The organism is Streptomyces sp. iso_384 (genome assembly GCF_056172905.1).
Map to the genome: position 1 here is coordinate 2886898 of NZ_JBWBTT010000001.1, position 21160 is coordinate 2908057.

Here is a 21160-nt window from a genome sequence, read left to right on the forward strand (position 1 = left end):
GGTAGGAGTAATCGAAACCCGACCCGAGGAGCCCGCGATGCCCTTCGCCGCCCTGGCCGCCGCGACGACCCCGACCGCCCACATCGGACTGGGCCTGGCCGCCGTGGGGAGGCCCGGCTACATCAACCTCCACCGAGACCGGGACCTGCCCGCCGACCGGGACGTCGACGCCCTGCGCGCCCGCACCCACGAGCTGCTGGACGCCGCCTACGCCCAGGGCGTCCGGTACATCGACACCGCCCGTTCCTACGGCCGTGCCGAGGAGTTCCTCGCCGAGTGGCTGGACGCCAGGCCCTCGTTCACCGACCTCGTCGTCGGAAGCAAATGGGGCTACACCTACACCGCCGACTGGGGCGTCGAGGCCGAGGCCCACGAGGTCAAGGACCACTCGCTCGCCACCTTCGAGCGCCAGTACGCCGAGACCCGGGCCCTCCTCGGCGACCGGCTGAGCCTCTACCAGGTCCACTCGGTCACCCCGGACAGCCCGGCGCTCAGCGACAAGGAACTGCTCGGCCGCCTCGCCGCCCTGGCCGCCGACGGCGTCACCGTCGGCCTCTCCACCAGCGGCCCCGCCCAGGCCGAGGCGATCCGGGCCGCCCTCGCCGTCACGGTCGACGGCGAACCCCTCTTCCGTACGGTCCAGGCCACCTACAACGCGCTGGAGACCTCGGCCGCGCCCGCGCTCGCCGAGGCCCACGACGCCGGGCTCACCGTGATCGTCAAGGAGGGCATGGCCAACGGGCGGCTCGCCGGGGAGGAGGCCCCCGCCGTGTTCCAGGAGATCGCGGCGGACGCGGGCGTGGGCGGCGACGCGGTCGCCCTCGCCCTGGTCCTGCACCAGCCCTGGGCGGGCGTCGTGCTCTCCGGCGCCGCCACGGCTGCCCAGCTCTCCGGCAACCTGCACGCCGCCGTCGTCGATCTGGACGACGAGCAGCGGGTCCGCCTCGACGCCCTGGTCGAGGAGCCGGAGGCGTACTGGCGGCACCGCGCCGGCCTGCCCTGGCACTGAAACCCGCCCCCGGCCCCTGAACCCGTCGGCCTCAGGAGCTCGTCAGGACGACGAGTTCCCGGGTCGCCCGGGTCATCGCGACATAGCGGTCCACCGCCCCCTCGACGCCCTCGCCGAAGTCCTGCGGGTCGACGAGGACGACCAGGTCGAACTCCAGGCCCTTCGACAGCTCCGGGGTCAGCGACCGCACCCGGGGCGTCGTCGCCCGGAACGCGGGGGCGCCGATGACGCAGGCGATCCCGTCGTCGTGCGCGGCGAGCCGGTCGGCCAGGACCGTGTCCAGGTCCGCCACGGACCCGTGGGTGACGGGAATGCCGCTGCTGCGGACGGAGACCGGCACATTGGCGTCGGGGAGCACGGCCCGGACGACCGGCTCCGCCTCCGCCATGATCTCCTCCGGCGTCCGGTAGTTGATGGTCAGCGAGGCCAGGGTGATCCGGTCGAGCCCGACCCGCTCCAGCCGCTCCCGCCACGACTCGGTGAACCCGTGCCGGGCCTGCGCACGGTCCCCCACGACGGTGAAGCTCCGGGACGGACACCGCTGGAGCAGCATCTGCCACTGGGCGTCGGTCAGTTCCTGGGCCTCGTCCACGACGATGTGCGCGAAGGGCCCGGCCAGCAGGTCGGGTTCCACCCCGCTCGGCCGGTCGGCGGTGGCCAGCGACTCGCGCAGATCCGCCCCGCGCAGCATCACCAGCGCACCCTCACTGTCCGCGTCGGCGTCAGCCAGCGTCTCGTCGGCCAGCAGGCTGTCGACGACCTCGTCCATCCGCTCGCGTTCGGCGGCGGCCGCCGCCTCGTGGCGACGCCTGCGCCGGGACGCCTCCGGGTCGCCGAGCCGCTGCCGGGCCGCGTCCAGGACCGGCAGGTCCGACTCCGTCCAGGCCTGCGCGTCCGGGCGCTGGAGCCGCCGGACCTCCTCGGGGCTCAGCCAGGGCGCGCACCTGCGCAGATAGGCGGGTACGGACCAGAGGTCGCCGACCAGGTCGGCTGCCTCGACCAGCGGCCAGGCCCGGTCGAAGAGGGCGAACAGCTCCCGGTTCTGCCGCAGCGAGGCGCGCAGCGCCTCCTCCGGGGCGTCGCCTTCGTGCTTGTCCACGAGAATCGTGAGCAGTTCCTCCCAGATCTGGTCGCGCGCCTCGTTGTGCGGGGTGCCCGGGTCCGCCGAACCGAACGCCGAGGCCCAGTCGGCGGCGCTCAGCCAGATGTCGGACCAGTGCGTCTCCACCCGTACGCCCTCGGCGGGCGGCTCCTCGTGGAACCGGACGGCCGGCTCGATCGCGTGCACGAGGTCCGCGGACGCCTTGAGGCGCGCCACCTCCGGATCGGTCTCGGCCACCGCCCCGGCCCCCTCCGCGACCAGGTCCCGCAGGGTGCACGTCTGTACGCCCTCCTCCCCGAGGCTGGGCAGCACATCGGAGACGTACCCGAGGTAGGGCTCGTGCGGGCCGACGAACAGGGCCCCGCCGCGCCGGTGGCCCAGGCGCGGGTCGGAGTACAGGAGATAGGCGGAGCGGTGCAGGGCGACGACGGTCTTCCCGGTGCCGGGCCCGCCGTCGACGACGAGCGTGCCCCGGGAGCCCGCCCGGATGATGGCGTCCTGGTCGGCCTGGATGGTGCCCAGCACATCGCGCATCCGGGCCGACCGGTGGCCGCCGAGGCTGGCGATGAACGCCGACTGGTCGTCCAGCGCGGCATGCCCGGCGAACCCCTCCGGGGCGAACACCTCGTCCCAGTAGTCGTTGATCCGGCCGCCGTGCCAGCGGTAGCGGCGGCGGCTCGCCAGGCCCATCGGGTCGGCGTGGGTCGCGCCGAAGAACGGTTCGGCCGCCGGGGAGCGCCAGTCGAGCAGCAGCCGGCGGCCCGTGCTGTCGGTCAGCCCGAGCCGGCCCACGTACAGCGGCCCGGAGCCGTCCGCGGCGACCATGTGCCCGAGGCACAGATCCAGCCCGAACCGGCGCAGCGCGCGCAGCCGGGCGGTCAGCCGGTGGATCTCCACGTCCCGGTCCATCGCCTGCCGGCTCGACCCGCCGGGCGCCCTGCGTATCGCCGCGAGCCGGTCGGTCAGCTCGGCGATCGACTGCTCCAGGCAGTCGGCGATGGCCGCGAAGTGCTGCTCGTCATCGGCGATCAGCGCCGGGTCGGCCTTGGGGGAGAGTCGGTCGGGGAGGTCGAACGCGCTGGTGGTCAGGGGTTTCACGTGGTCGGTTCCGATCTGCGGTGCGTACATGTACGTACCGGGGGCGGCGTTCCCCCGGGTGGAGTCAGGCGCGGCGTGCGGTCAGGCGGTGGGTGCGCCGAACCACCGGGCCGTCACGGCGTGCAGGTCCGACTGCTCCTCACCGGCCCACGCCACATGGCCGTCCGGCCGCAGCAGTACGGCCGGGGCGTCGAGGCCCTCGGCGACGTCGACGACATGGTCGACCCGGTCGGCCCAGCCCGCCACGGACAGCCGGCCGGTGCCGTCGAGCAGCAGCCCGCGGCCCTCGTGCGTCAGGTCGTAGAGCCGGCCGCGCTTCAGCGGCAGGTCCCGCAGCCGCCGGCCGAGCAGGTCGTGGCCCTCGCCGAAGTCGTAGCGGACGTCGACCGCGGTGACCATGCCGGTCAGATACGCGTTGACCTCCTCGAAGTCCATCAGCCGGGAGAACAGCTCCCGCAGCGCGACCGCGCCCGGCGAGGTGCCCAGCAGGGTGATCTGCGCCCGGGTGTTGTCCAGGACGCGCGCGCCCACCGGGTGCCGCTCGGCGTGGTAGCTGTCCAACAGCCCTTCCGGCGCCCAGCCGTTGACCGCCGCTGCCAGCTTCCAGCCGAGGTTGAACGCGTCCTGTACCCCGAGGTTGAGCCCCTGTCCGCCGGTCGGCGGGTGGATGTGCGCCGCGTCGCCGGCCAGGAAGACCCGGCCGACCCGGTACCGCTCGGCCTGCCGGGTGGCGTCGCCGAATCGGGACAGCCGACGGGGCGAGTGGACGCCGAAGTCGGTGCCCGCGACGGCCCGCAGTCGCTGCCTGAACTCCTCCAGGGTCGGCGCGGTCGCCCGGTCCTCGGACACCCCTTCGGCGGGCACGATCACCCGGAACGTGCCGTCGCCGTTGGGGATGACGCCGAACCGCAGCTGCGTCCCGCGGACCTTCTCGACGACGGCGGCGACCGTCGCCGGGTCCTCGCCCAGCTCCATGTCGCCGAGCAGCGTCTCGACCGTGGCGGGCTGCCCGGCGAAGTCGACGCCGAGCTGCTTGCGCACGGTGCTGCGGCCGCCGTCGCACCCGACGACGTACCGCGAGCGCAGCCGCGTGCCGTCCGTCAGTTCGACGGTCACCCCGGCCTCGTCGCCGTTCGTGTCCTCGGCGTACCGGCTCAGCCGGGCCACCTCGCAGCCGCGCCGGATCTCGGCGCCCAGTTCGACGGCGCGTTCGCGCAGCAGCCGCTCGGTCACCGGCTGCAGGGTGGAAAGGCCGTACGGGTGAGCGGTGTCCAGGCGGTCCGGCCACGGTTTTTGAATTCCGCCGAAGAAGCCGCCCACCTGGAATTTCTCACTGACCGCCAGGAACCGGTCCAGCAGCCCGCGCTGGTCCATCACCTCGACGCTGCGCACATGCAGTCCGCGCCCCCGGGACTCCTGGCCCGGCTCCACCTGCTTCTCCAGCACGACCGTGTGCACTCCGGCGAGCCGCAGCTCAGCGGCGAGCATCAGCCCGGTGGGCCCGCCGCCGACGACCATTACGTCGATCATCACCATTCCGCTCTCGTCGACGTCGAATGCGGACGATTCTGCGGCATATGGGGGGCCTTGCGGCAAGGCCACCCATCCGCTATAAATTAAGAGTGGCAAGGAGTGGTTTTACCTCCGGCCACTTTTTTTGTTTCCCCACGAACTTCCCCCGTGGATCTTCCTCGCGCCCGGCGCTGCGGCGCGTCCATCGTCAGCGCCCCCGATGAGACGATGATGTCTCGCATGGGTTATGGTCGTCTCATGACTCTCGACCGTGAGCAGGTGCTGCGCAGCGCCGCCGCGCTGCTGTCCCACAAATCGACCGCCACCATGGACGAGGTCGCCAGGGCGGCGGGCATCGGCCGCGCCACCCTCCACCGCCACTTCGCCGGGCGCGACGCCCTGGTGAAGGCGCTGGAGGATCTCGGCATCCAGGAATTCGAGGCGGCCCTGGACGCCGCCCGGCTCGACGAGGACACCTCCGAGGAGGGGCTCCGCCGCCTCGTCGCGGCCGTCGAGCCCAGCGCCGGACTGCTGTCCTTCCTCGTCAACGAGAACCAGCTCTTCGAGGGCGACGAGGTCAACGAGGGCTGGAACCGGGCCGACGCCCGCGTCTCCGCCTTCTTCCGCCGTGGCCAGGAACGCGGCGAGTTCCGTATCGACCTCACCCCCGCCTGGCTGACCGAGGCCCTTTACGGGCTCATCGGCACCGGCGCCTGGGCCGTCCAGGTGGGACGGGTCGCCGCACAGGATTTCCAACACATGATCGTCGAGTTGCTGCTCGGCGGAGCACGCCGGAGCGTGGAGCAATGACCAGCATCGACCAGAACCCGGACACCGCGGACGCGGTACGCCGCCCGGGGCGGTGGATCGCGCTCGCCGTCCTCGTCCTCGCCGTGCTGCTGGTGGCGGTGGACGCGACCGTCCTCGGTCTCGCCACCCCGTTCCTCAGCGAGGACCTGGAGCCCACCGGCACCCAGCTGCTCTGGATCGGTGACGTCTACTCCTTCGTCATCGCCGGTCTGCTCGTCTCGATGGGCAGCCTCGGCGACCGTATCGGCCGCAAGAAGCTGCTGCTGGTCGGCGCCGTCGCGTTCGGCGCGGTCTCCGTGCTCAACGCGTACGCGACCACGCCCGAGATGATGATCGTGGCCCGGGCGCTCCTCGGTGTCGCGGGCGCCACCCTGATGCCGTCCACCCTCGCCCTGATCCGCAACCTCTTCCACGACCCGCGCGAGCGCAGCCTCGCCATCGGGATCTGGGGTGCGATGGCCTCGGCGGGTGCGGCGGTCGGCCCGGTCGTCGGCGGGTTCCTGCTCGAACACTTCTGGTGGGGTTCGGTCTTCCTCATCAACCTGCCCGTGATGGCCGTCCTCGTCGTCGTCGGCATCAAGCTGATCCCCGAGTCCAAGAACCCGGCCCCGGGCCCCTGGGACATGCTCAGCGTCGGGCTCTCGCTGGTCGGCATGATCGGTGTCGTCTACGCCATCAAGGAGACGGCCTCGCACGGGGTGAGCTGGGACGCCGGGGCGGCGGCCGTGCTCGGCGTCGCCGCGCTCACCTGGTTCGTCCGCAGGCAACTGCGGCTGCCCGCGCCCCTGCTGGACATGAGGCTCTTCCACCACCGGGGCTTCTCCGGCGCGGTCCTCGCCGACCTGCTGACCATCCTCGGTCTGTCGGGCCTGGTCTTCTTCCTCTCCCAGTTCCTGCAACTGGTGCAGGGCCGGGGCCCGCTGGAGGCCGGTCTCGCCGAACTGCCCGCCGCGATCGGCGCGGTGACCGCCGGTCTGCTGGCCGGATTCGCCGCCCGCCGCTTCACGGTCCGCTCCGTCGTCTCGGGCGGCCTGGCCGCGGTCGGTCTCGCCCTGGGCAGTGTCACGCTGCTCGACCAGCACACCGGCTATCCGCTGCTCGGCGCCATGCTGCTGGTCGTCGGCGTCGGCGCGGGCTTCGCCTTCACCGTCACCGCCGACGTGATCCTCTCCAGCGTCCCGAAGGAGCAGGCGGGCTCCGCGTCGGCCGTCTCGGAGACCGCGTACGAACTGGGCGCGGCCCTCGGCATCGCCCTGCTCGGCTCCATCGTCACCGGTGTCTACCGGGGCTTCCCGGCCCCGTCCGGCATCCCCGCCGGCGCGGAGGCGGCCGCCCACGAGTCGCTGGGCGGGGCGGTCGAGGCCGCCGGGACGCTGCCCGCCGCCCAGGCGGGGCCGCTGGTGGCAGCGGCCCAGGAGGCGTTCGTCGACGGGCTGCGGTCGGCCGCGGGCGTCGGCGCGGCGGTACTGCTGGCGGCGGCCGTCGCCGCCTGGTTCCTGCTGCGGGGCCAGAAGCTGGAGGACGGCATCGAACACCCGTAGCCGCACCCGGTCACGGAGAAGGGCCCGCACCCCGGCGTGGAGTGCGGGCCCTTCCCGTGTCCTGTACGGCCTACGGCGTCAGGCCGCCTTCGCCTTCGTCGCGTACATGTCCACGTACTCCTGGCCGGACAGCCGCATCACCTCGGCCATCACCGAGTCGGTCACCGCCCGCAGCACATAGCGGTCGCGGTCCATGCCCTCGTACCGGGAGAACTCCATCGGCTCGCCGAAGCGCACCGTGACCTTGCCCGGCCGGGGCAGACCCGCACCGCCCGGCTGGAGCTTGTCGGTCCCGATCATCGCGAAGGGGATCACCGGCGCGCCCGTCATGAGGGTCAGCCGCGCGATGCCCGTACGGCCCCGGTAGAGCCGGCCGTCGGGGGAGCGGGTGCCCTCGGGGTAGATCGCGAAGGCCTGCCCCTCCTCCAGCACCCGGCGCCCGGTCATCAGCGCCGCGACCCCGCCCCGGCCACCGTCCCGGTCCACCGGGATCATGCCGCAGCCGGTGAAGAACCAGGCCATCAGCCGGCCCTTGAGCCCCTTGCCCGTGACGTACTCGTCCTTGCCGATGTAGAACACCGGCCGGTCGCAGCAGATCGGCATGATCATCGAGTCGATGAACGTGAGGTGGTTGCCCGCGAGGATCACCGGCCCGGTCCCGGGAATGTTCTCGGCGCCCTCCACCTGGGGGCGGAACATCAGGCGCAGAATCGGTCCGAGCACTGCCTTGATGACCGTGAGACGGGACAACGGTTCCTCCGGTGTCGTGGCCGGGCCGGCCGCGGTGGTTCTGGGGCCACCGGGCGGTGGCCGGTGCCGACGGATGATGGTCGGTGCAGGTGAGGACGATACTCGCGGGTATGCGCTGATCGCACATCGGGTTCACGAAGCGATACGCAGTGTTGACGTGTGTTTCCGCCATGTTGGCCGACGGTCCGTCCTTTCGTACGTCTCCCAGCCTACGATCGGGCCTCGCTGGACCGTCCCGGACATCACCGAGCGAGGAGCATTCATGACGGAGCGTGCGCGGAAGACCCCCGGTCGGCGGACCCTGCTGGGCGCCGCCGTCCTCGGCACTGCGGCTCTGGGCCTGCCCGCCGCCGCCCAGGCGGCCGAGCGGGGACGCGGTCACGGCGGCGGCCACGGATCGCTGCGCGATCTGCCCGTGCCGACGGTGATCGGCCACCGGGGTGCCAGCGGCTACCGTCCCGAGCACACGCTCGGCTCCTACCAGCTGGCCCTCGACCTGGGCGCGCACATCGTCGAGCAGGACCTCGTGCCGACCAAGGACGGCCACCTCGTCTGCCGCCACGAGAACGACATCACCGGCACCACCGACGTCGCCGACCACCCCGAGTTCGCCGGCCGCAAGGCCACCAAGAGCATCGACGGCGTCTCCTACACCGGCTGGTTCACCGAGGACTTCACCCTCGCCGAGCTCAAGACCCTGCGGGCCAAGGAGCGCATCCCGGGCAACCGCCCGGACAACACCCTCTACGACGGTCGCTGGACGATCCCCACCTTCGAGGAGGTCCTGCGCTGGGCCGAGCAGGAGGGCCGCAAGCGCTCCAAGCCCGTCTGGCTGTACGTGGAGACCAAGCACCCCAGCTACTTCCGGAGCCTCGGCCTCGGCCTGGAGGAGCCGCTCGCCCGGCTGCTGCGCCGGTACGGCCGGGACCGCCGGAACTCCCCGCTCATCCTCCAGTCCTTCGAGCCCAGCTCGATCCAGCGCCTCGCCCGGCTCGTCGACACCCCGCGCATCGTCCTGCTCTCCGGCCCCAAGGAGCGCCCCTGGGACTTCGTCGAGTCGGGCGACCCGCGCACGGTCGCCGATCTGGTGAAGCCCGCCGGGCTGAAGTGGCTGGCCTCCTTCGCCCAGGGCATCGGCCCCACGCTCGACCTGGTCATCCCGAAGGACGCCTCGGGGCGGCTCACCACCCCGACCACGCTGGTACGGGACGCGCACGCCAAGGGCCTGCTGCTGCACCCGTACACGCTGCGCAACGAGAACAGCTTCCTGCCCGCCGACTTCCGGCGCGGCACCGATCCCAACGCCTACGGGGACGTGTTCGGCGCCTCCGCGGCCTACCTCGCCACCGGCATCGACGGCATCTTCGCCGACCACCCGGACACCGCCCTCCTCGCAGCGGCGGACCACGCGGGGCGCTGACGGGGTACGGGGCGGCGCACCCTTCGTCGCGAGGCGCGCCGTCAGCCGTACGCTCCCGCATGCCCCCGGTCGGGTGGTGCGGCGCGTCCGGAGCAACCGGCCGCCCCCACCGGCACGTCCGCCGGGGCATGACGCTTCTCGATCATGACCTCGACGCGGCCGCGGCCACCGCCCACGTCGTCCGCGCCTTACAGCCCCTGGTGCGCGCGGAGGCGAGGGCGGAGGCCCCGGCCGCCGGGGTCGAGCCCGCCGACCTCGAACAGAGCGTCTGGGTGCGACTCCTGGAGCGCCCGGCCGCCGCCGGACCGCCCGCCGACCCGGCCCGCTGGGTGCGCGACACCGTACGGGCGGAGGCCCGCAGAGGCCGCCGCACGGCCCGGCGGGAACGCCCGTACGCCGGAACGGAACCCGCCGCCGGGCCGGCCGACTGCCCGGAACGCGCCGCGATCGGGGCCGCCGAACGCCGGGCGCTGCGCTCCGCGATGGCCCGGCTGCCCGGACACTGCCCCCGGCTGCTGGCGGCGATGCTCGCCCCCAGCGACCCGACCTACCGGGAAATCGCAGGGGAGTTGGGTATGTCACAGGGGAGCTTGGGCCCGATCCGTTCCCGTTGCCTTGGATGTCTGCGCAGAATGCTGGCTGCGGAGGTTGTCGCCCCATCCGTGCGGGGATAGGGAGCGGTAGGCAACCGGCGGACAGGTGAGCGGGAGGCGTGCACACATGGGCATGAGCGTGACCATCTCGGCGGCGACGGCACAGGACGTCGAGCAGATATTCAGACTTCAGTACCTCTGCTTCCAGCGCGAGGCGGAGCTGTACGACAACTACCGGATCGATCCGCTCGTCCAGAGCCTCGCTTCGCTGCACGCCGAAGTCGCCGACGACCTGGTGTTCGTGGCCCGGCTCGGGGACGAAGTCGTCGGCGCGGTCCGAGGATTCACCGACCCCGACGGCACAGGTCTGATCGGCAAGCTCTGCGTCCACCCCCGGCTCCAGGGCCACGGCCTCGGCGCCCGACTGCTGCTGGCCGCCGAGTCGGCGCTCTCCGCCGAGCGGTCCGCGACCCGCTTCCGGCTGCACAGCGGCCACCGCAGCGAGGGTAATCTGCGGCTCTACCGGCGGGCCGGATACGCCCAGGTCGGGGCCGTCACCGGAGCCGACGGCGTACAGATGGTCCTGCTGGAGAAGGACGCCGCCGACCGGGACTACGTGGCCAGCGCCTGACCGTGCGCCGCGCGCGGCGGAGCGGAGCGACAGACGCTCAGACCGCGACCGTCTTCGCGCGGCGCAGCCAGATCATCCCGGTGACCGGCAGGATCACCGGGATGAAGAGGTAGCCCATCCCGAAGTCCGACCACACCGTCGCGTCCGGGAAGGCGGCCGGCTCGGCCAGCGTCCACGCGCCGACCACCAGCACGCCCAGCAACTCCGCGGCGCAGCACACCAGCGCCGCCCGGCGGGCCTTCTCCCCGCCGCGCACCAGCGAGTACGTGATGAAGCCGTACACCACGGCCGCGACGGCCGACAGCGCGTACGCCAGCGGCGCCCGGTCGAAGTCGATGATGATCTGGACGATCGAGCGCGAGGCCGCCGCGACCGTGAACACCCCGTAGAACCAGACCAGGACCCGGCCGGGGCCGGCGCCCAGTTCGAAGGACGGCTTCGGGGCCGCGTCCACCTCGGGGCGGTCGGTGTCGCTCACGTCAGTTTCCCCAGATGTCATAGAGCCGGACTTCCAGAACCGCCAGCACGACCGCGCCCGCCGCCACCGTGACCGATCCCCAGCGGGTCCGCTCGGTCAACGACAGGAATCCGGCCGCGGGCACGGCGGCGAACGAACCGATCAGATAGGCGATGAACACCGCCATCCCCTGCTCCGGCCGCTCCCCGCGCGCCAGCTGTACGACGCCCACCACCAACTGGGCCAGCGCCAGCACGGAGACGACCGCCATTCCGATGAAGTGCCAGTCCTTCGTCGGCTGGTCCCGGTAGGCGGCGTGTCCGCACCAGGCGGCGAGGGCGAGCGCGGCCACGGCGACCGCGACCGTCAGGGCGTCAAGCATGAGTCGAGGGTATTACGGAGGGGACGCCCGCCCGCGTGCGGCCCCGGCCATGACCCGGGCAGCCGGAAAGCGGCCGCGAAGCCGCCGGTGAGCCGCCGGGAAGCGGCCCGGAGGCGGTAGGTCCGTGGCCGCCGCTCCTGCGGCGACATCGTGGCCTTGGCCACAACCGGCGGCCGAGGTTCCGCTCCTCGGCCGCCCGAACGCCGCCGGACATAACCTCGTAATACGACCGTCATTGCAGGTCACAGACGTGCACGGGAAGGCGGACGGCGGAACCGGAAGGGTGGCGTCCGACCATCCAGCACTGTCCGCTATCCGGACAGCCGAGATCGCGGAGACCTCACGTCTGTTTTACTTGGGCCCATGACCACGACGAGCAGCCGCACCCTTGCGACCGAGGCGATCAGCACGCCCGGTGCTCGTTGTATGTGTCGAATGCGCGCCTTCTGAGGGCCCCCGCCTGAGCCTCGCGCCCCGAAGCGAGACCGAGCCAGCGCCGTCCGCACGCCGCGGAACGAGCGCGCCCGCGCATGTGCTGCCCCCCGGCCGACCGCCGCGTACAGCCATGCCGAGACCCCCGGCCGACCAGCCCGAACAGTCTCTTCAGACGAATGCCCCGTGCCCGGCGGACACCGCGCCGCGCACTCGACAGTGACGGAAACCCCTGTGATCACCACGACGGGCCTCACGAAGGTCTACCAGTCGCGCGACCGTGAGGTCACCGCACTCGACGGCGTCGACCTGCATGTCCGCGAAGGCGAGGTGTACGGCGTCATCGGACAGAGCGGCGCCGGGAAGTCCTCCCTCATCCGCTGCGTCAACCTCCTGGAACGCCCCACCTCCGGCACCGTGACGGTGGCCGGTCAGGACCTCACCGCCCTCGCCGGCCGCGGCCGGCGAGCGAGCGCCGAACTGCGCCGGGCACGCACCCGTATCGGCATGGTCTTCCAGCACTTCAACCTGCTGGACTCCCGCACCGTCCTGGACAACGTGGAGCTGCCGCTGGAGATCCTCGGCGTCTCCGGCCAGGCACGCACCCGCAAGGCCAAGGAGCTGCTCGACCTGGTCGGCCTCGCCGACAAGGCGAAGTCCTACCCCGGACAGCTCTCCGGCGGCCAGAAGCAGCGGGTGGGCATAGCCCGCGCCCTGGCGGGCGACCCCCAGGTGCTGCTCTCGGACGAGGCGACCTCCGCACTCGACCCCGAGACCACCCGCTCCATCCTCCAGCTGCTGCGCGACCTCAACCAGCAGCTCGGCCTGACCGTCCTGCTCATCACACACGAGATGGACGTCGTCAAGACCGTCTGCGACTCCGCGGCGCTCATGCGGCGCGGCCGGATCGTCGAGTCCGGAACCGTCGGCGAACTCCTCGCCACCCCCGGCTCCGAACTGGCCCACGAGCTGTTCCCGGTCGGCGGCACCGCCTCCGGCCCGGACCGCACGGTCGTCGACGTCACCTTCCAGGGCGAGTCGGCCTCCCAGCCGGTCATCTCCCAGCTTTCCCGGACGTACAACATCGACATCTCGATCCTCGGCGCCGCGATGGACACCGTCGCGGGCAAGCAGATCGGCCGGATGCGCATCGAGCTGCCCGGCCGCTTCGAGGAGAACGTCGTCCCCATCGGCTTCCTGCGCGAGCAGGGCCTCCAGGCCGAGGTCGTCGAGGACGAGACCGGCCCGAAGGCCGCCGCGGAGGCCGCCGGGACCACGGCGCCCGCCGCCGCCGTACCGGAGCGGACGCCCGCCGCGATCACCAAGGAGGTCGTCAAGTGACCTGGTCCGAAATGCAGCCCCTGCTGACCCAGGGCACCGTCGACACCCTCTACATGGTGCTGTGGTCCGCGCTGGTCACCGTCGTCGGCGGACTGCCGCTCGGCGTTCTGCTGGTCCTCACCGACAAGGGCGGACTGCTCCAGAACACCGTGGTGAACAAGGTCATCGGCGTGATCGTGAACATCGGCCGCTCGCTGCCGTTCATCATCCTGCTGATCGCCCTGATCCCCTTCACCACCTGGGTCGTCGGCACCTTCATCGGCCCCACCGCGATGATCGTGCCGCTCGCCGTCGGAGCCATCCCGTTCTTCGCCCGGCTCGTCGAGACGGCGATCCGCGAGGTCGACCACGGACTCGTCGAAGCGGTGCAGTCGATGGGCGGCTCCATCCCCACGATCGTCCGCAAGGTGCTCCTCCCGCAGGCCCTGCCCTCGCTCGTCTCGGGCGTCACCACCACCCTCATCGTGCTCATCGGCTACTCCGCGATGGCCGGCGCGGTCGGCGGCGAAGGGCTCGGCTCCAAGGCCGTCACCTACGGATTCCAGCGCTTCGACAACCAGTTCATGCTGATCACCGTCGCGCTGCTGATCGTCATCGTCACCGTGATCCAGCTGATCGGCGACCTCGCCGTCCGGCTGCTGGCCCGCCGGGGCCGCACCGCCTCCTGAGGCCGCTCCGCCTCCTGGGACAGCCACCCGGCCCCCGACTTTCTCTCCCCATCGAGCCCGAACTCCTTGTCCGGGCGCACCACCACAAGAAAGAGGCACTTTTCGTGCGCAAGAACATCAAGATCACCGCTGCCGTCGCTTCCGCCGCCGCCCTCGCCCTCGGCCTGAGCGCCTGCGGTACGGACTCCGACCCGGCCTCCAAGAGCGAGACCGGCGCCGACGCAGACACCTCCAAGGCCCTGGTCGTCGCCGCGTCCCCGACGCCGCACGCCGACATCCTGAACTTCGTCAAGAAGAACCTGGCGGAGAAGGAGGGCCTCAAGCTGGAGGTCAAGGAGTTCACGGACTACGTCCTGCCGAACACCGCCACCCAGAACGGCCAGGTCGACGCCAACTTCTTCCAGCACAAGCCCTACCTGGACGACTTCAACGCGAAGCAGAAGACCACCATCGTGCCCGTGGTCGACGTCCACCTGGAGCCGCTCGGCCTCTACTCCAAGACGGTCAAGGACCTCAAGGACATCAAGGCAGGCCAGACCATCGCCGTACCCAACGACACCACCAACGGCGGCCGCGCCCTCCAACTGCTCGCCGAGAACGGCCTGATCACGCTCAAGGACGGCGTCGGAACCAGCGCCAAGCTGAGCGACATCACCGACAAGAAGGGCCTGGAGTTCAAGGAGCTGGAGGCCGCCACCGTGCCCCGCGCCCTGAACGACGTGGACGCCGCGGTCATCAACGGCAACTACGCCATCGAGGCCAAGCTCTCCCCGGCCGAGGACTCCCTCGCGCTGGAGAAGGCCGAGGGCAATCCGTACGCCAACTTCCTGGCGGTCAAGGACGGCAACCAGAACGACCCGCGCGTCGAGAAGCTCGCGGGGCTCCTCAACTCCGACGAGGTCAAGAAGTTCATCGAGGACACCTACCAGGGCTCGATCGTCCCGGCCTTCGGCGCACCCGCCAAGTCCTGACGCCCGACCGGTACTTGCCGACGGAGCCCCGCACCTTCCGCCCGGAGGTGCGGGGCTCCGTCGTGCCGACCCGCCCATGCACAAGGCGGACCCGATGCTGCATGCTGTGCCTTTACCCGGTCTTCGGCATGGAGCTGCGCATGACTACCACCTTTCCGTCCATCTCCATCAGCACGGACAGGTTGGTGATGCGCCCCTTCGAAACGGCCGACATCCCCGCGTACATCGAGATGATGAACGACGAGATGGTCGTCGCGTGGATGGACGGACCGAACCCGTACGGACAGGTCGACGCCGAACGCTGGGTCCGCAGGATCGCTCCCACCGAGCGCACCTCCGGCCAGGGCATCGCCCTCGCCGTCACCGAGTTCCTCACCCAGCGGCTCGTCGGCAGCGTCCGCCTCCTCAACACCGACTGGCGCACCCGCTCCACCGAGGTCCGCTACATCACCGCCCCCTGGGCCCGCGGCGAGGGGTACGCCACCGAGTCCGTGCTCGCCATAGCCGAATGGCTCTTCCGCGACCAGGGCTTCGAACGCATCGAGCTGCGCACCCCCGCCGACAACACCGCCTCCCAGCAGGTCGCCCAGAAGCTCGGCTGCATCAGCGAGGGCGTCCTGCGCAACGCCCGCATCGCCCGCACCCGCACCGAGAACGGCACCGACGGCGGCTGGACCGACATCCGCACCGACCTGATCGTCTGGGGACTCCTCCCCGAGGACCTCGAAGGCGTCGCCGAACAGCTCGCCGACGCCGGCGGCTACGGCACCTACAACGACTGGAAGTAGAACCCCGAGGCCCCCTGCAGAGCCAAAGGTCCGGACCGGATACCCTCACCCCTGCCCGGCACGCACGGGCAACGCCCCGCACGCGCGCACCCCGCACCCTCCGACACCCCAGGAGACAGACGACGATGGCCGACCGGGTCACGGTGATCGGCTGGGACGGCTCGCCACTGACCAGAGCGGCCACGGCCGCGCTCTCGGCCGCCACGCTCGTCGCCGGCGCCGCCCACCACCTCGCCCTGCCGGAAGTGCCCCCGAACGCCGAACGCATCCGCCTCGGCAGCGTCGACCTGGCCGCCCGCAGGATCGCCGGACACCGCGGCAGCGCCGTGGTCCTCGCCGACGGCGACCCCGGCTTCTTCGGCGTCGTCCGCACCCTGCGCGCCCGTGAACACGGTCTGGAGGTCGAGGTCGTCCCCGCCGTCTCCTCCGTGGCCACCGCCTTCGCCCGGGCCGGCATGCCCTGGGACGACGCCCAGATCGTCGTCGCCCACCCCCGCACCCTGCGCCGCGCGGTCAACGTCTGCCGGGCCCACCACAAGGTCGCCGTCCTCACCTCACCGGGCGCCGGACCCGCCGAACTGGCCCTCCTTCTCGACGGCGTGCACCGCACCTTCGTGATCTGCGAGGAGCTCGGCACCGACCGCGAGCGCGTCACCGTCCTCACCTCCGACAAGGCCGCCGACCACGCCTGGCGTGACCCCAACGTCGTCATCGTCATCGGCAGCGGCCCCGAGACCACCACCGCCGGCGCCTGGATCGCCGGCCGTCTGCCCGCCTACCCCCAGGGCATACGGGGCTGGGCCCTGCCCGCCGAGGCCTACCGGGCCGCCGGGGCCGAGCGGATGCAGGAGTCCGGCGAGGGCGAGTTCCCCGGCCTGCGCGCCGCCCAGCTCGCCCGCCTGGGCCCCCGCACCGGCGACCTGCTCTGGGACATCGGCTCCGGCAGCGGCGCCCTGGCCGTCGAGGCGGCCCGCTTCGGCGCGGCAGTCCTCGCCGTGGACGCCGACCCGGCGGCCTGCGCCCGCACCGAGGCCGCCGCCCGCGCCTTCGGCGTCCCCGTCCAGGTCGTCCGCGGCCAGGCCCCGCACGTCCTGGAACGGCTGCCCGAACCGGACGTCGTACGGATCGGCGGCGGGGGAGTGCCGGTGGCCACCGCGGTCGCCGACCGCCGCCCCGAACGCATCGTCACCCACGCCTCGACCCGGGACGAGGCCGAGGCCCTCGGCGGGGCCCTCACCGGCAACGGCTACACGGTCGAGTGCTCCCTGCTCCAGTCCGTCGACCTGGACACCACCGTCTGGACCGAGCGCGAAAGGTCGGTCGTGTTCCTGCTGTCCGCGCGGCGTTCGGACCTCGCCCCCTGACCCGTTCGGCCCGGTACGCGAGGTAGGCTGGCCGATTGTTGTACCGCGCCCGGCCGTTCGTCGCTTCGTTCGTCAATGTCCGGAAAAGTGGACCGTTTTGGTCCGCACTGTGGTACGGCACCACCCGGGGGACGCGCAACGTGGCGCAGTCCACAGTGAGCCGTGGCATAACTGCCTGTCGCGGCGGCGAACGGCCGCGAGAATAGGAAGACCCGCGGGCGTCTCGTACCGCGCGGCGAGCCCGCTCGTTCTTGATGACGAGCACCGGCGTGCCGTGGTTCGGCGTCCCGGGCGAAGGGCCGAAGGAGCACTGACGATGGGCGAGGGGTACGCATGACTGACACCGGCCAGATCCCGGGCGAGGGACTGCCGGAGAACGCAGGCATGGTGGAGCAGCCGGGCATCCCCGCCCCGGACGCGTACACCTTCCTCGACCCCTCCGAGCACACCACCGAGGACGACGACCTTCTCCTGATGCCGACCTCCCAGGGCGCCTGGAGCGACCCGCAGGCCGCCCCGGCCCCCGCACAGGGCCAGCCCGCCGCGCCGACCGCGGTGGCGGCACAGCCCTCCGGGCCCGAGCACGGTGCACAGCAGCCCCAGCCGCAGTTCCCGGCGCAGGCCGCCCCCGCGCCCGCCCCCGCCGAGCCGCACGGCACCCATGAGTCCGGTGGTCGCGACTCCGGTTCCGTGGACCTCAACGGCGTACGCATTCCGGCGCCCGCACCGGCACCGGTCGGCGCGCACGCGGCCGCCGCCCCCGCCCGCCGCCCCCTGCACCGGGGCCCGGCCGCCGCCGACCCCCCGTCGTACGGCGGCGGTACGCAGGGCGGCGTCGTGCGCTCGCTGGCCGACCGCGGCCCCGCCGGAGCCACCAGGACCGCCCCCGCCCGCCACGCGGGCCCGCCGACGACGGGCCCCGAGTACTTCGACGTCCCGGCCGAGGACCCCTCGACCCTGCCGGGCCCGCAGCTGGGCGAGATCCCGCCGCAGGCCGGCGCCCCGTGGGGCGCGCAGCCGCAGCAGGCACAGCCGGAGCCGGTACCCCTGCCCGCCGAGGCGGTGGAGCAGCCGGAGCAGCCTGTCGAGACCGCGCAGCCGGTGGTGGAGCATGAGGCGGCCGCGGAGGCCGCGGTGGCGGAGGCCGCGGTGGCGGAGGCCGCGGTGGCGGAGGCCGCGCAGCCGGTGGCCGAGGCGGAGCTGCCGGTGGCCGAGGCGGAGCAGCCGGTTGAGGTGGTTCCGCCGGTGCAGGCGGCCGAGCCGGTCACGGTGTCCGCCCCGGCGGTCCCGGCCGACCAGCCGGAGCAGCCGATCCAGCCGGAGCAGTCGAACCACGCGGAGCACCTGGATCAGCCGGAGCAGCTGAACCAGCAGCCCGTGCAGGTCGCCGCCGTGGCGCAGCCCGAGCCGGTCCCGCAGCCTGAGCAGGCCGCGCAGTCCGAGCCTGCCCCGCAGGCCGTCCCGGCAGAAACGGTCGTTCCCGAGCCGGCTGCCGTGGAGCTGCCCCCCGCCGGTCCGGTCGTCGTCCCGGAGCCCGAGGCGGCCCGGCCGGAGACCCCGGTCGAGGCTCCTGTCCAGCCCCTGGCCGACGAGGTGACGCCCGCCCCCGAGGCACCGGCGCCGGTGGCCCCGGAGGCCGAGGCGCAGGCCGCCCCGGTGCACGCCGCAGTCCCCGAACCCCAGGCCCCGGCACCGGAACAGCCGGTCGCCGAGCCGGTGGCGCAGCCCGAGCAGGAGCTGCAGGCCGAGCCGGTCCCGGCACCCACGGCAGTGACCGAGAACCCCGAGCCCGTCGCGGCTCCGGAGCCGGTGGCCGCGCCGCTCGCCCCCGAGCCCGTACAGCCACAGCCGGTCACGGAACTGCCCGCAGAGCCCGTCGAGCAGCTCCCCGTAGCGGAGCAGGAAGCCGCCACGGCTCCGGAGCCCGCAGAGGCGACGACGGCAGAAACGGCAGACGAAGCGGCAGACGAAGCGGCGAACGAAACAGCAGCCGCTCAGGTGGCCGCGCCCGACGCCGAGGACGGCACCGGCCCCGAGGTCATCGAGACGCCGGAGCTTCCGGAGCCGCTGGAGCCCGCTGAGCAGACACCGGCCACCGCCCCGCAGACAGCGGTCACCTCCCCGCATCCGCAGGCCGAGGCACCGCAGCAGCAGGCCGACGCACCGCAGAACACCGGGACGGCGGGCAGCGCCGACTCGCCGCAGCAGCCGCAGGCCGCGCCGGCACAGCAGCCCGAGGAGCTCGCCGAGGCATCCTCCCCGCCCGCCCCCGGATACGACGACGCGGAACGCGAAGCGGTGCTCCGGGTCATGCGCGAGCGCCGGGACATCCGCAACGGCTTCCGCAGCGACCCGATTCCGCACGAGGTGCTGCTCCGGGTGCTGGAGGCGGCGCACACCGCGCCGAGCGTCGGCCACTCGCAGCCGTGGGACTTCGTCGTGATCCGCTCCGCGGAGACGCGCCGCTCCATGCACGAACTGGCCCAGAGCCAGCGCGACGCCTACGCCAAGTCGCTGCCCAAGGGCCGGGCGAAGCAGTTCAAGGAACTGAAGATCGAGGCCATTCTCGACACCCCGGTCAACATCGTCGTGACCGCCGATCCGACCCGCGGCGGCCGGCACACCCTGGGCCGCCACACGCAGCCGCAGATGGCCCCCTACTCCTCGGCCCTGGCCGTGGAGAACCTGTGGCTGGCGGCCCGCGCCGAGGGCCTCGGCGTCGGCTGGGTCAGCTTCTTCGACGAGCGGGAGATGGTCCGGGCGCTGGGCCTGCCCGAGCACCTGGAGGTCGTGGCCTACCTCTGTGTCGGTTACGTCGACGAGTTCCCCGAGGAGCCCGAGCTGATGCAGGCGGGCTGGTCCAAGCGCCGCCCGCTGTCCTGGGTCGTCCACGAGGAGACGTACGGCCGTCGCGCGCTGCCCGGCGCCGAGCCGCACGATCTGCTCCAGGAGACGATCTCCGCGATCCGCCCGCTGGACGCGAAGGCGCTGGGCGAGGCGTGGGAACGCCAGAAGCGGATGACGAAGCCCGCCGGGGCGCTCGGCATGCTGGAGATCATCTCGGCCCAGCTGTCCGGGCTCTCCCGGATGTGCCCGCCGCCGATCCCGGAGCCCGCGGCCGTCGCGATCTTCGCCGGTGACCACGGGGTGCACGCCCAGGGCGTCACCGCCTGGCCGCAGGAGGTCACCGCCCAGATGGTGGCGAACTTCCTGGGCGGCGGAGCCGTCTGCAACGCGTTCGCGGCCCAGGTGGGCGCGGAGGTCTGCGTCGTGGACGTCGGCGTCGCCACGGACCTGCCCGCGACGCCCGGCCTGCTGCCCCGCAAGGTGCGCCCGGGTACGGCGGACTTCACGACGGGCCCCGCGCTCACCCGCGAGGAGGTCCTGGCCGCGATCGAGGTCGGCATCGAGACCGCCCGCGACCTGGTGGCGGCGGGCAACAAGGCCCTGCTCACCGGCGAGATGGGTATCGCCAACACCACCGCGTCCGCCGCGCTGATCTGCGTGTACACAGGGATCGACGCCTCCGAGGTGACCGGCCGGGGGACCGGTATCAACGACGAGATGCACGCCCGCAAGGTCGACGTCGTACGCCGTGCGCTCGACCTCCACCAGCCGGACGCGTCCGACCCGATCGGCGTGCTCGCGGCGGTCGGCGGTCTGGAGCACGCGGCGATGGCCGGCTTCCTCCTCGGCGGAGCCTCCCTGCGTACGCCGGTGATCCTGGACGGCGTGAGCGCGGGCGCGGCGGCTCTGGTCGCCCGGGCCATCGCCCCCGAGGCCCTGGCTGCCTGCATCGCCGGCCACCGCAGCGCGGAGCCCGGCCACGTCGCCGCACTGAACAAGCTGGGCCTGCGCCCGCTGGTCGACCTCGACCTCCGCCTGGGCGAGGGCACCGGCGCGCTGCTGGCGCTTCCGATCGTGCAGAGCGCGGCGCGCGCGATGCACGAGGTGGCGACGTTCGACTCGGCAGGGGTAACGGAAAAGTAGAACACACACCGGCCGGTCCGGCGCTGAGCCCCGGCCGGTCCGGCGTCCTCCTTCCAGCCCTTCCGGCGTTTGAGGAGCGGGGTCCGGGGCTGAGCCCCGAAGCCCAGCCCGTCCGGCGCTCGAGGACAAGGGGGGCCCGAGGCAGCGCCCCGGTTCCGGGAAGGGGCGGGGCAGGGGAGAAGGCCCGCCGCAGGCGCCCCCGATTCCGCCCCGCCCCAGGCCCCCACCCACCCCCACCCCGTATGGTGTCCTCCACCCGGACCCCACTTTCCGCACGTCACAGCCGCTCCACCGCCGCAGC

The 21160-nt window shown here is 72.6% G+C and carries 17 protein-coding genes; 12 read left to right on the top strand and 5 right to left on the bottom strand.

Annotated features, from left to right (window positions below):
* The first annotated feature begins 37 nt into the window (after positions 1-37).
* A complete protein-coding gene (locus tag AC0VY3_RS12800) occupies positions 38-1009 on the top strand; it encodes an aldo/keto reductase (RefSeq protein ID WP_103507468.1) in 972 nt (323 codons plus the stop codon).
* 31 nt (positions 1010-1040) lie between these two features.
* Here the strand turns inward: AC0VY3_RS12800 and helR are convergent, their stop codons facing one another.
* Both helR and rox read right to left on the bottom strand, forming a co-directional pair.
* Positions 1041-3209, bottom strand: coding sequence for an RNA polymerase recycling motor ATPase HelR (helR, locus tag AC0VY3_RS12805; RefSeq protein ID WP_103507472.1), 2169 nt, complete (start codon positions 3207-3209; stop codon positions 1041-1043).
* Positions 3210-3290: 81 nt separating this feature from the next.
* Positions 3291-4739 carry a rifampin monooxygenase gene (gene rox / locus AC0VY3_RS12810; RefSeq protein WP_475549635.1) on the bottom strand — a complete coding sequence of 483 codons (1449 nt, stop codon included), beginning with the start codon at positions 4737-4739 and terminating at the stop codon, positions 3291-3293.
* A 240-nt stretch (positions 4740-4979) separates the two neighbouring features.
* On the opposite strand from rox, the gene AC0VY3_RS12815 reads away from it, so the two are divergent.
* Together AC0VY3_RS12815 and AC0VY3_RS12820 are read left to right on the top strand one after the other, a co-directional pair.
* The gene (locus AC0VY3_RS12815) at positions 4980-5531 is read left to right on the top strand and encodes a TetR/AcrR family transcriptional regulator (RefSeq protein ID WP_242737412.1); all 552 of its coding nucleotides are present in this window, start codon (positions 4980-4982) and stop codon (positions 5529-5531) included.
* Complete coding sequence (locus tag AC0VY3_RS12820) at positions 5528-7072, top strand: MFS transporter (RefSeq protein WP_103507466.1); 1545 nt, start codon at positions 5528-5530, stop codon at positions 7070-7072. Before AC0VY3_RS12815 ends, AC0VY3_RS12820 begins: the two co-directional genes overlap by 4 nt.
* Before the next feature lie 78 nt (positions 7073-7150).
* Here AC0VY3_RS12820 and AC0VY3_RS12825 read toward each other — a convergent pair whose 3' ends face one another.
* Entirely contained in the window at positions 7151-7822 is a 672-nt protein-coding gene (locus AC0VY3_RS12825; protein WP_073806017.1) for a lysophospholipid acyltransferase family protein, read from the bottom strand.
* A 262-nt stretch (positions 7823-8084) separates the two neighbouring features.
* On the opposite strand from AC0VY3_RS12825, the gene AC0VY3_RS12830 reads away from it, so the two are divergent.
* The 3 genes from AC0VY3_RS12830 to AC0VY3_RS12840 all read left to right on the top strand — a co-directional run bounded on the left by AC0VY3_RS12830 (position 8085) and on the right by AC0VY3_RS12840 (position 10466).
* The gene (locus AC0VY3_RS12830; protein ID WP_475549636.1) at positions 8085-9242 is read left to right on the top strand and encodes a glycerophosphodiester phosphodiesterase; all 1158 of its coding nucleotides are present in this window, start codon (positions 8085-8087) and stop codon (positions 9240-9242) included.
* Between the two features lie 128 nt (positions 9243-9370).
* Positions 9371-9916, top strand: a complete 546-nt coding sequence (locus tag AC0VY3_RS12835; protein WP_103507464.1) for a sigma-70 family RNA polymerase sigma factor — start codon at positions 9371-9373, stop codon at positions 9914-9916.
* Between the two features lie 46 nt (positions 9917-9962).
* Positions 9963-10466, top strand: a complete 504-nt coding sequence (locus AC0VY3_RS12840) for a GNAT family N-acetyltransferase (protein ID WP_103507463.1) — start codon at positions 9963-9965, stop codon at positions 10464-10466.
* Positions 10467-10503: 37 nt separating this feature from the next.
* On the opposite strand, the gene AC0VY3_RS12845 is transcribed toward AC0VY3_RS12840, so the two are convergent.
* Both AC0VY3_RS12845 and AC0VY3_RS12850 read right to left on the bottom strand, forming a co-directional pair.
* The gene (locus AC0VY3_RS12845; protein ID WP_103507462.1) at positions 10504-10944 is read right to left on the bottom strand and encodes a hypothetical protein; all 441 of its coding nucleotides are present in this window, start codon (positions 10942-10944) and stop codon (positions 10504-10506) included.
* A 1-nt stretch (position 10945) separates the two neighbouring features.
* A complete protein-coding gene (locus AC0VY3_RS12850; RefSeq protein WP_103507461.1) occupies positions 10946-11305 on the bottom strand; it encodes a hypothetical protein in 360 nt (119 codons plus the stop codon).
* A 666-nt stretch (positions 11306-11971) separates the two neighbouring features.
* On the opposite strand from AC0VY3_RS12850, the gene AC0VY3_RS12855 reads away from it, so the two are divergent.
* The 6 genes from AC0VY3_RS12855 (at position 11972) to cobT (ending at position 20859) form a co-directional block, all read left to right on the top strand.
* Positions 11972-13078 (top strand): methionine ABC transporter ATP-binding protein, encoded by a 1107-nt coding sequence (locus tag AC0VY3_RS12855; protein ID WP_103507460.1) that lies wholly within the window; start codon positions 11972-11974, stop codon positions 13076-13078.
* Entirely contained in the window at positions 13075-13746 is a 672-nt protein-coding gene (locus tag AC0VY3_RS12860) for a methionine ABC transporter permease (protein ID WP_030088464.1), read from the top strand. The genes AC0VY3_RS12855 and AC0VY3_RS12860 overlap by 4 nt, the downstream gene beginning before the upstream one ends.
* A 104-nt stretch (positions 13747-13850) precedes the next feature.
* The gene (locus AC0VY3_RS12865; protein WP_103507459.1) at positions 13851-14717 is read left to right on the top strand and encodes a MetQ/NlpA family ABC transporter substrate-binding protein; all 867 of its coding nucleotides are present in this window, start codon (positions 13851-13853) and stop codon (positions 14715-14717) included.
* A gap of 101 nt (positions 14718-14818) precedes the next feature.
* A complete protein-coding gene (locus tag AC0VY3_RS12870) occupies positions 14819-15505 on the top strand; it encodes a GNAT family N-acetyltransferase (protein ID WP_475549637.1) in 687 nt (228 codons plus the stop codon).
* A 125-nt stretch (positions 15506-15630) separates the two neighbouring features.
* The gene (gene cbiE / locus AC0VY3_RS12875; protein WP_103507457.1) at positions 15631-16869 is read left to right on the top strand and encodes a precorrin-6y C5,15-methyltransferase (decarboxylating) subunit CbiE; all 1239 of its coding nucleotides are present in this window, start codon (positions 15631-15633) and stop codon (positions 16867-16869) included.
* Positions 16870-17202: 333 nt separating this feature from the next.
* Positions 17203-20859, top strand: coding sequence for a nicotinate-nucleotide--dimethylbenzimidazole phosphoribosyltransferase (gene cobT / locus AC0VY3_RS12880; RefSeq protein WP_475549638.1), 3657 nt, complete (start codon positions 17203-17205; stop codon positions 20857-20859).
* The last annotated feature ends 301 nt before the right edge of the window (positions 20860-21160 follow it).

What these genes read in the sequence shown, in the direction of transcription:
- AC0VY3_RS12800 (WP_103507468.1), top strand. Translation starts at nt 38, where the DNA reads ATGCCCTTCGCCGCCCTGGCCGCCGCGACGACCCCGACCGCCCACATC.
- rox (WP_475549635.1), bottom strand. Translation starts at nt 4,739, where the DNA reads ATGATCGACGTAATGGTCGTCGGCGGCGGGCCCACCGGGCTGATGCTC.
- AC0VY3_RS12815 (WP_242737412.1), top strand. Translation starts at nt 4,980, where the DNA reads ATGACTCTCGACCGTGAGCAGGTGCTGCGCAGCGCCGCCGCGCTGCTG.
- AC0VY3_RS12820 (WP_103507466.1), top strand. Translation starts at nt 5,528, where the DNA reads ATGACCAGCATCGACCAGAACCCGGACACCGCGGACGCGGTACGCCGC.
- AC0VY3_RS12830 (WP_475549636.1), top strand. Translation starts at nt 8,085, where the DNA reads ATGACGGAGCGTGCGCGGAAGACCCCCGGTCGGCGGACCCTGCTGGGC.
- AC0VY3_RS12835 (WP_103507464.1), top strand. Translation starts at nt 9,371, where the DNA reads ATGACGCTTCTCGATCATGACCTCGACGCGGCCGCGGCCACCGCCCAC.
- AC0VY3_RS12840 (WP_103507463.1), top strand. Translation starts at nt 9,963, where the DNA reads ATGGGCATGAGCGTGACCATCTCGGCGGCGACGGCACAGGACGTCGAG.
- AC0VY3_RS12850 (WP_103507461.1), bottom strand. Translation starts at nt 11,305, where the DNA reads ATGCTTGACGCCCTGACGGTCGCGGTCGCCGTGGCCGCGCTCGCCCTC.
- AC0VY3_RS12870 (WP_475549637.1), top strand. Translation starts at nt 14,819, where the DNA reads ATGCTGTGCCTTTACCCGGTCTTCGGCATGGAGCTGCGCATGACTACC.
- cbiE (WP_103507457.1), top strand. Translation starts at nt 15,631, where the DNA reads ATGGCCGACCGGGTCACGGTGATCGGCTGGGACGGCTCGCCACTGACC.
- cobT (WP_475549638.1), top strand. Translation starts at nt 17,203, where the DNA reads ATGACTGACACCGGCCAGATCCCGGGCGAGGGACTGCCGGAGAACGCA.